Consider the following 11,167-nt stretch of genomic DNA (forward strand, 5'->3'; position numbering starts at 1 on the left):
ACTGATACCGGCAACGTTACTACAAAACCTGGCAGACAGAAGTGAGCTGCGAAATGCTGTGGATAGTCTTGCGTTAACCGGAGTGGAATCAGGTAGCAGATACACAGCGGTTATTACATCTTTAATTGCCGTGATGCATCAAATCGAAGAAGGGATTGTTGATCTTGATGCCATCCGAAGCATGACAGTGCTTAATCATTTTATGCAGATGAAAGAACGAGCCGGGCGGGAGCGGGCAATCGTTGGCGCTGCTTTGGGCCAGAATAATGCCGATGCGGCGTTATTGCATCGGTATAGTTCGAATGCGGGTGAGTTTGATGCTTATTTGTCTATGTTCAGGTTAGTCGCAACTGAACAGCAAATTTCGGCATATGAACGAAGGATGCAGGATCCCATTGTGGCGGAAGTAGCCAAAATGAAAGCGCAGCTTCTGGCAACACCGCAAGGTCAGGCTATAGGTCTTAGCAGTGAAACCTGGTTTACTAAGGCAACCGGGCGCATAAATAAAATGGCCGAGGTTGAGCGCGAGTTAGTTGCCACCGTAGCGTTGTTAGCGCAGGACAAATACCAGCAAGCTTATCGCGCGCTGTTGCTATCAGTCGGTATTGTGCTTGTATGTTTGTTGCTGGTCGTTCTGGTTACATACCTTATTGTCAGCAATATCAAATTAGCTGTTACCTGTGTGACCGATACGTTGCAGCAGCTAGCGGTCCGCAATCTGACTGCTTCAGCTTTATATCAGGGTAGAGACGAGTTTGGGGCTATTACTGCAGCATTGAATCATATGAGTCATGAGCTTAAACAGGTCATGGCGGAAATCGGCAGCGCAGCCTCTCAGGTTGCTACTGCGGCAGAACAAGCGTCAGCGGTAACGTTGCAAACCAGCAAAGGTATACAGCAACAATTGCAGGACACGGAACAAGTTGTAACGGCGATGCATGAAATGAGCACGACAGTAAGAGATGTTGCCAGCAACACTGCTGAAGCGGCAGAGATGTCTGGCCAGGCTAATCATAGTGCAGAGCAAGGCAAGAAAGAGGTTAGTGCAACCTTATTACTGATCAGGGAACTATCAGAGCACACCACCCGCACAGCTCAAACAGTCGATCTGGTGAAAACCGAAAGCCGTGATATCACAGGTGTGCTGGATGTCATTCGTGGCATTGCTGAACAAACCAACTTACTGGCATTAAATGCGGCTATCGAAGCGGCAAGAGCTGGTGACCAAGGACGCGGATTTGCAGTCGTTGCCGCTGAAGTCAGGGTATTGGCTCAGCGCACTCAGGAAGCCACAGTTGATATTCAGAGTATGATTGAGCGTTTGCAGGTCGGTGCTGATAATGCTCAGCAAGCTATGCAAGTGAGTTTGCAACAAGCAAAAGACAGTGTAGAGAGAGTTGCTCAGGTAGGTGAGCGGCTGGAGGAAGTTAATCGTGATATCAATGCGATTAATGATATGAATACACAGATAGCTTCAGCTGCGGAAGAACAAAACTCTGTCGTTGAGGATATTAACCGCAATCTGACTAGTATTAACGACATTGCGGTACAAACCAGTGCTGGTGCAGAGCAAACCGCCATGACCAGTCAGGAACTGGCCAGGTTAGCTGAGTTACTACAGGATCAGGTACAGAGTTTTAAAATGTAAATAATTTGGGGGATATCGCTCATTATGAATACGTTGAGGTTCAAAGGTGCACTTCTGTTTATCTGGCTGATGCTCGCCAGCTTCGTTACTGTTGCCGAACAAGCTTATCGCCATGCAAATGAAACCATTGGTAGTGTGCGCGAAGTATACGATGGCAAATTGTACCCCGATATTCAGGTGAACACCTTTCGCAATATCGACCGCTTATTTCCCAGCCGCATTGTTAAGCGCGGCAACACAGTACTTGAGTTACCACAGAGCAAAAATCCGCTGCAGCAGTTCTCCTACGATGTCGATGGCAAGCAGTATGACTTGTACGATGTGTTGTCAATGAACCGTGTCAGCGGCATGTTGATTTTACACCACGGCGAGGTTGTGTTTGAAAAATACCAGTTGGGTAATGACCAGCATACACGCTGGATGTCGATGTCGGTGGCAAAATCAGTGACGGCGACACTGATAGGTGCGGCGATACAGGATGGCGCGATAAAAAATATCGATGACCCTATTGTGGATTACTTGCCTCGTTTTAAAAACACTGCTTATGACGGTGTCACGGTGCGCCAGCTGTTACAGATGCGGTCCGGGGTAGCGTGGAATGAAACCTATACCGACCCGGCGTCAGACCGCAGACGCATGCTGGAGGCGCAAATCAATCAGCAGCCGGGCGACATTCTGGATTTGATGGCCTCTTTACCGCGTGCAGCACAACCCGGCAGTGTGTGGAATTACAGCACCGGCGAGACTCAGGTTGCCGGCGCCCTGGTGCAGGCGGCAACAGGAAAGCCGGTAGCGGAGTATTTGTCAGAGAAAATCTGGGCGAAACTTGGTATGCAGGCTGATGCCAGCTGGTGGCTGGAATCGCCCGGCGGGCTGGAAATCGGTGGTAGCGGTTTGTCAGCAACAATGCGGGACTATGGCCGGTTTGGCTTGTTTTTACTGCATGACGGTATTATTAACCAGCAGCGGGTTTTGCCACAGGGCTGGCTTGATGCCGCCAGCAGTGCGCAGAGGATTAACGGTAAAAAGGTTGAGTATGGTTACATGTTGTGGCCACTGCATGGCCGGAGTTACGCTGCCGAAGGTATTTTTGGCCAGTATGTATTTGTTGACCCCGATAAACAGCTGGTAGTGGTGATGTTAAGTGCCCAGGCCAAGCCATTAAACCGTGCCCCTTTGGACGAACATACGTTTTTACGCGCCTTGTCAGCATATTTCCCAGATAGCAGTCATAAATAGCTGCGGTCATAAAATATTTTTGCGCGGGCAGTTGAAATACATATTTTGTATCCGCATATATCGTTTTATCGCGATATTTGAATTAATCGATTTTGTTATGGCAATTTCAGATACTACACAATTAACGGCTAAGCAGCTGGACGACATTATCAAGGCGCTGGCGCATCCGGTAAGGCGTAATATTTTGCATTGGCTGAAAACGCCTGAGCAATATTTTGCTGATCAGGACCATCCGCTTAGCCTCGGCGTTTGTGCCGGCAAAATAGAGCGTCAAACCGGCTTGTCGCAAAGCACGGTGTCGGCGCATCTGGCAACGCTGCAGCGTGCCGGGGTTATCAACAGCCAGAAAGTCGGGCAGTGGCATTTTTTTAAACGGGATGACGTGATGATCGGACAGTTTCTGGCGCAAATCAGTCATCAGTTATAGATAAGCAGTTTTAACAGCACAGGATATAGATATGGCAACCTTATTTGACCCAATACAGATCGGCGATTTACAGTTACCCAACCGCATTATTATGGCGCCTTTAACACGCTGTCGCGCCAGCGAAGGCCGCGTACCCAACGAATTAATGGCCGAATATTACACGCAACGCGCAACTGCCGGGCTTATTCTGACTGAGGCAACCTCTGTTACTCCTATGGGCGTGGGCTACCCGGATACGCCTGGGATCTGGTCAGATGCTCAGGTTGCAGGCTGGCGCAAAATTACTGATGCAGTACACAAAGCAGGTGGGCGCATTATGTTACAACTATGGCATGTGGGCCGTATTTCTGACCCGTTGTATTTAAACGGTGAGTTGCCGGTAGCGCCAAGTGCAATACAACCTGCCGGACATGTCAGTCTGGTGCGGCCGAAAAAAGATTTTGTTACCCCGCGTGCGCTTGAAACCTCGGAAATAGCAGGTATTGTCGAGGCCTACCGCAAAGGGGCTGAGAATGCCAAGCTGGCCGGTTTTGACGGTGTAGAAATTCATGGTGCTAATGGTTACCTACTGGATCAATTTCTGCAGGACAGTACCAATACCCGCAGCGACAATTATGGTGGCAGTATTGAAAACCGTGCCCGTCTGATGCTGGAAGTCACCGATGCCGTGGTTGACGTTTGGGGGGCTGGCCGTGTTGGAATGCATCTGGCGCCACGGGCTGATGCACATGATATGGGGGATTCACAACGAGCTGACACTTTCGGTTATGTTGCCAAAGAGCTCGGTAAGCGCGGTATTGCCTTTATTTGTGCCCGTGAAGCGCTTGCTGCGGACAGCCTGGGACCCATGTTAAAACAGCAGTTTGGTGGTGTTTATATCAGTAACGAAAAGTTTGATAAGGCATCAGCAAATCAAGCGCTGGCAGACGGCATTGCCGACGCAGTTGCATTTGGCGTACCCTTTATTGCAAACCCGGATCTGGTGCAACGTTTTGCAGCTGACGCAGCGTTAAACGCCGCAAAACCAGAGCTGTTTTATGCCAATGGCAAAGAGGGCTATACCGATTATCCGTTTTTGGTACAGTAGCTGTTATTAACAAAAAACCGGCATTTGCCGGTTTTTTTAATCTTATAACTCACGTTAGCGAGTGGTTAACCGCGATAGGGGTTATTGCTCAATCTGACAAACTGCGATAACAGCAATATTGCTGCAACAGCGGCATAAACGCACAGTGAGACCGCGCTCCAAAATGCCATGCTCTGGCCCAAGAACTGCCAGCGGGTATCGCCACAGCTACCAGTGGGTTCAAATACAGAAGGTAACCATTTATCCAGCGGCATCCACTGCGGAAAATCGGCAAACAGAGCACAGCTGAAAAAGCCTCCTTCGGCCAGCAGTTTCTCAATCTCCAGCAGCTCATTAGCCTGCATAACTCCAAAGAGTGCCGCTGCAAACATACCAAGCAGAGCAACAACACGTATTAGCATATTAGCGGGAGCAATTAACCCGATAATACCGGCCAGCAATACGCCTGCGAAGGCGCTACGCACATAAATACATTTGATGCATGGCTGCAGGTTCAGGCCATACTGGAAATACAGCGCGGTACCAAGCAACATCAGACATGACAATACTACCAAAGCCCAGCCCCAGCGCTTAGTAGATAAACGTTTGAAATAATGCAGCATTTTCTATCCTTCTGACGGGGATTTTTGTCAACTGCCGTTAATCTACGGCATTTATTGTCAATGTACAATCAGGCTGTTACCAATGGCTATTTTCAGGCGGTGACTTGTTAACTGTTGGCGCTCTGGTACAATCAGTGCAAATTTCTGAACAAGAAGACGGATAGATCCGCATGACTAATCTGATAAAAGCGCAAAGCCCGGCCGGGTTTGCTGAAGAGTATATTGTTGACTCGATCTGGAACGGTAAATTTGCGCCAGGCTCAATACTGCCTGCAGAACGTGAGTTGTCAGAGCTAATCGGTGTGACCCGCACCACTTTACGTGAAGTGTTACAACGGCTGGCCCGCGATGGCTGGTTAACGATTCAGCATGGAAAGCCAACTAAAGTAAATAATTTCTGGGAAACGTCGGGGTTAAATATACTTGAAACCCTGGCCCGGCTCGATGAAGAAAGAATGCCGGAGCTGGTAGATGAGCTGTTGTCGGCCCGTACCAATATCAGCGCTATCTACATTCGCGGTGCTATTAAGAACCATGCCCAGCAGGTGGTGGATATTTTTGCCGGTGCTGAAGCGCTGGAAGATACCGCCGAAGCTTTTGCTGAATTTGACTATAACCTGAACCACGAACTGGCACTGCATTCTGCTAACCGGATTTATGTGCTGATCCTTAATGGTTTTCGTGGTCTGTATAACAAAATTGCCCGCTTTTACTTTTCTCACCCGCAAGCTCGTGAGCTGGCGCGTAAGTATTATCACCAGATTAAACTGTACGCCGAAAATGGTAAGTTTGATGAAGTGGTGTTTGCCGTGCGTAAATACGGCAAAGAAAGTGGTCTGGTCTGGTCGGAACTAAGGCCGCAGATCCCAAAAGATCTGGTTGAATAACTCGTTAATACAAACCGCCTGAGGGCGGTTTGTTGTTTCTGGGCTACGCTAAAAACTTGAGCCTGGCGGGGATGCCGGTTATTATTGCAGGGAATAATATATTCCTTATGGTTATAAAAAGGGCCGGGCATGAGCAGCCAGCAGCGCGAAATTTATCTGGACAATAATGCTACTACGCCAGTGTTAGCGGTGGCTGCACAGGCCGCGATGCATGCGATGCAGCAGGGCTTTGGCAATCCCAGTAGCAGTCATGCTACAGGAATTAAAGCCAAAGCAGAGTTGGAGAGTACCCGCTCTTTGGCCAGGCAACTGATTGGTGCCAGTACTGGCGATATCGTTTTTACCTCCGGTGCCACAGAAGGCATTCAAACCTCTATTGTTTCAGCACTGATGGCTGCCCGAGAGCGGGGATTAACGGGCCCCAAAACACTACTACTGTATGGCGCTACTGAGCATAAGGCGGTGCCGGAAAGCCTGAAACACTGGAATAAGGTATTGCAGCTTAATGCAACGGTAATGGCCATTCCGGTTAATCAGTATGGCGTGCTCGATTATGACTTTATCCGTGCCAATCTGGCTTCCGCGGTAATGATTTGCACGATGGCTGCAAACAATGAGACCGGTGTGAAACAGGACCTGGTGGCGCTGGAGCAGTTGATCCGTAGTGTTAACCCGACAGTGTACTGGATGGTTGATTGTGTACAGGCGCTTGGGAAGATGGCGCTTAATATCGCACAAACCACTATTGATTATGCACCGTTCAGTGGCCATAAGCTTTATGCTCCCAAAGGCATAGGTTTTTTATATGTACGCCGTGGCACGCCTTATCAGCCATTTATTGCCGGCGGTGGTCAGGAAAGTGGCTTACGCTCTGGCACTGAAAACCTGCCGGGTATCGCAGCGCTGCATGCAGTGTTTAGTGAGCTGGCAAAAACGCAGGGTTCGGTATTTCAGCCCGAACCCGTCCTGTGGCAATACCGGCATCAACTGATTTCAGCCTTAAAGCATGTATTTCCGGCGCTCAAGCTCAACAGTTCCGAGCCCTACGTAGTGCCCACCACCGTTAACTTTTCAGTACCCGGTTTCTACAGTAAAGACATCATGGATTTGTTTGATGCGGCCGGTATCCGCGTCAGTTCAGGTTCTGCCTGTAGCTCTAAAGTGCCCAGCAGTTTCGTATTAGATGCGATGGGGCTTGAGCCCTGGCGCTCCCAAGGCGCGATCCGGTTATCGTTCGGCCCGGCGATGACGCAGGCCGAGTGTTTACAGGCCTGCAATGCGATCAGGGCATTGGCTGACGTCGTCTGCAAACATTGCCTGGTGCTGACCGATGCCACACCGACGCTGGAAATCCATGCCCGTGGTTTATTGCAGCTGAAGCATGAAGCCCTGTGTAGCTATATACTGATTTGTCCTGACAGCCGAGATGCGGTGGTGATAGATCCGGTGTTGCCGTTAGCAGGTCGCATCGCCAATATTATTCAGGGCCAGGGCCTGACGTTAAAAGCAGCACTTGATACGCATTTGCACCGTGATCATTTGTCAGCCAGGCGAGAAATCATTGCCTTGATTGGTGCTGATGAGTCACATCAGGACTGTGATGTGCTGGGCTGGCCAAAACAGCAGACAGAACTGCCTTGTGGGCCGTACCGGCTGACAAAACTGGCAACTCCCGGCCATACGGCGGAAGCCGTGACGATACTGCTGCGCAAAGAGCAACAATTGTGTGCTGCTTTCGCCGGTGACTTGATTTTACCCGGTGGGGTTGGCCGGACTGATCTGCCTGGCGGCGATATGTCAGCGCTTGCAGACAGTATCCGGTTGCTGGCCGCAACACTTGAAGATAACACGCTGGTATTATCCAGCCATGATTATGCCCAGCGCTTTTTTACTACTCTGACGTTGGCAAGACACGAGCAACCGTTGTTGCAGGCGTTGTTACAAAACAAGCCAGACAGCGACTGGCAGCCTCAGTTGCAGCAGCAGGCCGTATTACTGCAGCAGCAAAGCCAGCATTTGTGCGGTTTGGTTGAAGTCAGCTTATCTGACGCTACCGATGTTATCGCGCCGGAGCACTTAGGCGGATTTATGCAGCAGCATGACACTTTGCAGGTGATTGATGTGCGTGAGCCACATGAGCAAAGTGCCGGTGCTTTAGCGCAGCATTTGCCAGTGCCTTATCCGGTGACGGAGATCCCATTGTCAAAGCTGGCGGATGCCCTTATCAGTGGTAAGTTAGAACAACAGCAACCACTGCTATTGGTATGCCGCTCTGGTAATCGCAGCCTGGTGGCTTGTAAAGTGCTCGGGCGCCTGGGGTTTACGCAGGTATACAATCTGAAAGGCGGCACGGCATTACTTTGCTGATAAAACTGCGCCGGTATTAACCGGCGCCAACGACTTCCTGCCAGGTTGTCGACAAACTTAGTAAAAGAACTGCTGCAGTGGGTTTAACAAGCGAGTCAGGCCTTTCTTAAATTGCAGTGGTGCACTCAGTACCGACAAGCACAAACAATCTTCGTCTGGCAGTGTGTGCGGAGTATGAGTATCATCCGGTGAGTTAATCAGTAAATCGCCGGCACCATATTCTCCATTTTCATCTGCTATTTTACCTGCCAGCACCAGCGTCATTTCCAAACCCAGATGCGTATGTTGCGGCACTTCAGTATCTTTGCTGATATACAGCAGTGAAATATGATAGTCACCGCCAGCCGGAATTTTAGCTGTTGCTATGCCACCGAGTTGCAGCCATTTACCGTGTTTAGCCGCCAAACGTTGTAGTGCTCTGGGTAATGTGAACTCGCGCCCGGCAACCTGCACTTGTGTAGGCGCATCTTGAATGTCTGCTTGCGCAGGGGCGGGTTCTTGCTGCGACATAATATCGTTTAGCATGCTGTCCCAGTCGGTGTGATCTGGTTTCACCCGTTGTTGCATTAAGCTGCCAGCCAGATCTGTGGTAATGTCGCGTTGTAATTGCTGACAGTGCGGGCACAAATCAATATGTGCTGAAACTGCCAGCGCAACATCTGCACTGAGACAGCCTTCGGCAAACTGCTCCAGTAGTGCTATACCCGGATGATATTTAATTGCGTGCGCCATCTAATGCCTCTCTCAGTCTGTCCAGCGCCAGGCGGATGCGTGATTTAACAGTGCCCAGGGGAATAGCCAGTTCGTCTGATACTTCCTGATGGGTTTTCTCTTGCAGGTAAACTTTTTCAATAACTTCGCGTTGCGGTGGCGGCAACAACGAAAAATGCGGAGCGAGTTTTTCAGCCAACAGCTGAATGTCCCAGTTGTCAGCTGCATCTTCAGCATAAGACTCGGGGTAGTCACCATTCCACAAATCATCAGCGCTGATATCGTCTTTACGGCTCTGCTTTTTACGCAACATGTCAAAGCGCACGTTACGGGCGATAGTAAAAATCCAGGTGGAAGCGCAGCCTCTGGATGCGTCAAACAACGCTGCCTTTTTCCAGACATTTAGCATTGTGTCCTGCACCATTTCCAGCGCCTGTTGTTCATTACCAAACATTTTCATGCCAAACGCTTTAAGTCTGGGGGCAAAATAATTGAACAGTTCGGCGTAGGCCTGGCGGTCACGTTTTAACGCAACGAAAGTAAGTGCATCTTCCCACTGCTGATGAGTGTGATCCTGCCCTGTCATAGGTGTGCCGGTATCCGTTTTCGAATTAAGGCGTTCATCATGCCTTGGTGGCGAGGTTAACTTCAACATATTTCAGGTTCCGCAATAAGCATTTAGCTGTGCTGCCGTATTGGTATAGCGCTTTATACGCAGTCTGAAAGATTGCGGATCTTACTTTATAATCTCAAAAAATAGAATGTTTTGTGCGTATTATTCTGATTTTTTTGCTAAAAAATTGCCTTATTATAGTGATATCAAATAAGCGGAGGCGATTATGAAGAAGATACTTTTTATCAGTAGTTCAATTAGTGGTGACAAAGGTCATTCAGTGCAACTGGCGCAGCAATTTATAGCGCAGTTGCCACAAGGCGGTGTCACTGTCGATACACTGGATTTAAATGAGACACCGGTACCGCATCTGGCAATGACAGAAATGGCAGCCTGGATGACTCCGGAAGACCAACGCAGTGAAGCCCAGCAGGCGCTGGCTGCGATTTCTGATGACATTATTGCCCGGGTTAAGGCTGCCGATGTGATTGTATTGGGTGTGCCAATGTATAACTTTGGTATTCCATCACAGTTGAAAGCATTACTGGATCGTATCGCCCGTGCCGGCATTACGTTTAAATATACAGAGCAGGGCGCGGTAGGGTTGTTGGACGACAAACCTGTAGTCGTTTTTGCAACCCGTGGTGGCGTGTATCAGGGTACACCTGCGGATAGCCAGACACCATTTTTACAGTTATTCCTGAACTTCGTCGGCTTAAAAGATATACATTTTGTTTACGCTGAAGGACTTAATATGGGAACTGACGCGCAGCAGGCGGCATTAGCCGCAGCCAAAGAGCGTCTGGTGCAAATCAGCGCTAACATTGCAGCTTAACTTCTCCACAGCTGTTTGAATCTCTGATATTCACGCTGTTTTGCCGGCCTTTTCAGGCCGGCTTTTTTATCACTGTTAATCTTATATGTCAGGTAGTCAGCCGCATCCGGTTTGATGAGAGTTGCGTTAGCTGTCGATGCTTTGTATAACAGGGCGTCATTTTCAATATAAGAACTTAACTATGCCTCAAATTCGTTACTCTGTGCTGGCAGTGGCTTTTTGCACGCTGACGCTGGCGGGCCCTCTGCAGGCCAAAAATACTGAAGCGCTGAATTACCCTACTGAGCCAGTTAGTGTCCCGGTGGTTTATAATGCTGATCCTGCTGTTAAGCTGAGTTTAGAGCAAATTATGGCAGATCCTGACTGGCTTGGGCGTCAGCCGGAAGAAGCGCATTGGTCGTTAGATAGCCAGCAAGTCTATTTTGAACGTAAAAGAGAACGCAGTGAACTGCGCGACTGGTACTCAAGGCCACTGGCCGATGCTGGCAACGGCACCCTGGTACCTTTGTCGCAGTTACATCAGATTGGCTCAGCCCAGATAAGTTATAACGCCGATCGCAGTATGCAGGCATATGTATTTGAAGGCGATGTATTTGTTCGCCGTGTAACTGACGGAGAGCTGACACAGCTGACGCGCGATAATGCCGCACAAAACTCACCAGAGTTTTTACTGGATGGCCGGCTGGTATACCGCGAAGGCTGGAGTTGGTATACACACGATTTGGCAACCGGCCAGCGTATAGAGCTGGTC

General features: G+C 49.4%; 10 protein-coding genes and 1 pseudogene. 8 read left to right on the forward strand and 3 right to left on the reverse strand.

What is annotated here, in order from left to right:
- From VIN66_RS13475 to VIN66_RS13490, 4 genes are all read left to right on the forward strand, one after another.
- A partial coding sequence (locus tag VIN66_RS13475) for a methyl-accepting chemotaxis protein (RefSeq protein ID WP_331924462.1) occupies positions 1-1,648 on the forward strand: 1,648 nt, incomplete at its 5' end.
- 24 nt (positions 1,649-1,672) lie between these two features.
- Positions 1,673-2,887 carry a serine hydrolase gene (locus VIN66_RS13480; protein WP_331924463.1) on the forward strand — a complete coding sequence of 405 codons (1,215 nt, stop codon included), beginning with the start codon at positions 1,673-1,675 and terminating at the stop codon, positions 2,885-2,887.
- A gap of 97 nt (positions 2,888-2,984) precedes the next feature.
- Positions 2,985-3,314: a helix-turn-helix transcriptional regulator gene (locus VIN66_RS13485; protein WP_331924464.1), complete on the forward strand. Its 330-nt coding sequence runs from the start codon at positions 2,985-2,987 to the stop codon at positions 3,312-3,314.
- Positions 3,315-3,345: 31 nt separating this feature from the next.
- Positions 3,346-4,401: an alkene reductase gene (locus VIN66_RS13490; RefSeq protein ID WP_331924465.1), complete on the forward strand. Its 1,056-nt coding sequence runs from the start codon at positions 3,346-3,348 to the stop codon at positions 4,399-4,401.
- Between the two features lie 65 nt (positions 4,402-4,466).
- Here the strand turns inward: VIN66_RS13490 and dsbB are convergent, their stop codons facing one another.
- Entirely contained in the window at positions 4,467-5,003 is a 537-nt protein-coding gene (dsbB, locus tag VIN66_RS13495; RefSeq protein ID WP_331924466.1) for a disulfide bond formation protein DsbB, read from the reverse strand.
- Between the two features lie 170 nt (positions 5,004-5,173).
- Between dsbB and fadR the strand changes: the two genes are divergently transcribed.
- Positions 5,174-5,890 carry a fatty acid metabolism transcriptional regulator FadR gene (gene fadR, locus VIN66_RS13500; protein WP_134055500.1) on the forward strand — a complete coding sequence of 239 codons (717 nt, stop codon included), beginning with the start codon at positions 5,174-5,176 and terminating at the stop codon, positions 5,888-5,890.
- Between the two features lie 129 nt (positions 5,891-6,019).
- The gene (locus VIN66_RS13505; protein WP_331924467.1) at positions 6,020-8,257 is read left to right on the forward strand and encodes an aminotransferase class V-fold PLP-dependent enzyme; all 2,238 of its coding nucleotides are present in this window, start codon (positions 6,020-6,022) and stop codon (positions 8,255-8,257) included.
- A 57-nt stretch (positions 8,258-8,314) separates the two neighbouring features.
- Here VIN66_RS13505 and VIN66_RS13510 read toward each other — a convergent pair whose 3' ends face one another.
- Both VIN66_RS13510 and VIN66_RS13515 read right to left on the reverse strand, forming a co-directional pair.
- Positions 8,315-8,989, reverse strand: a complete 675-nt coding sequence (locus VIN66_RS13510; RefSeq protein WP_331924468.1) for a ChrR family anti-sigma-E factor — start codon at positions 8,987-8,989, stop codon at positions 8,315-8,317.
- Entirely contained in the window at positions 8,973-9,623 is a 651-nt protein-coding gene (locus tag VIN66_RS13515; RefSeq protein ID WP_331924469.1) for a sigma-70 family RNA polymerase sigma factor, read from the reverse strand. The genes VIN66_RS13510 and VIN66_RS13515 overlap by 17 nt, the downstream gene beginning before the upstream one ends.
- Before the next feature lie 184 nt (positions 9,624-9,807).
- On the opposite strand from VIN66_RS13515, the gene VIN66_RS13520 reads away from it, so the two are divergent.
- Positions 9,808-10,416, forward strand: a complete 609-nt coding sequence (locus VIN66_RS13520; protein WP_331924470.1) for an FMN-dependent NADH-azoreductase — start codon at positions 9,808-9,810, stop codon at positions 10,414-10,416.
- 181 nt (positions 10,417-10,597) lie between these two features.
- Positions 10,598-11,167, forward strand: a pseudogene (locus VIN66_RS13525) (S9 family peptidase); the annotation flags it as partial.

Source organism: Rheinheimera sp. (assembly GCF_036568245.1).
In the GTDB taxonomy this organism is placed as follows: Bacteria; Pseudomonadota; Gammaproteobacteria; order Enterobacterales; family Alteromonadaceae; genus Alishewanella.

Excerpts from the sequence above, each read along its gene's own strand:
- VIN66_RS13510 (WP_331924468.1), bottom strand. The coding sequence starts at position 8,989 with ATGGCGCACGCAATTAAATATCATCCGGGTATAGCACTACTGGAGCAG.
- dsbB (WP_331924466.1), bottom strand. The coding sequence starts at position 5,003 with ATGCTGCATTATTTCAAACGTTTATCTACTAAGCGCTGGGGCTGGGCT.
- VIN66_RS13505 (WP_331924467.1), top strand. The coding sequence starts at position 6,020 with ATGAGCAGCCAGCAGCGCGAAATTTATCTGGACAATAATGCTACTACG.
- VIN66_RS13520 (WP_331924470.1), top strand. The coding sequence starts at position 9,808 with ATGAAGAAGATACTTTTTATCAGTAGTTCAATTAGTGGTGACAAAGGT.
- VIN66_RS13490 (WP_331924465.1), top strand. The coding sequence starts at position 3,346 with ATGGCAACCTTATTTGACCCAATACAGATCGGCGATTTACAGTTACCC.
- VIN66_RS13485 (WP_331924464.1), top strand. The coding sequence starts at position 2,985 with ATGGCAATTTCAGATACTACACAATTAACGGCTAAGCAGCTGGACGAC.
- fadR (WP_134055500.1), top strand. The coding sequence starts at position 5,174 with ATGACTAATCTGATAAAAGCGCAAAGCCCGGCCGGGTTTGCTGAAGAG.
- VIN66_RS13515 (WP_331924469.1), bottom strand. The coding sequence starts at position 9,623 with ATGTTGAAGTTAACCTCGCCACCAAGGCATGATGAACGCCTTAATTCG.
- VIN66_RS13480 (WP_331924463.1), top strand. The coding sequence starts at position 1,673 with ATGAATACGTTGAGGTTCAAAGGTGCACTTCTGTTTATCTGGCTGATG.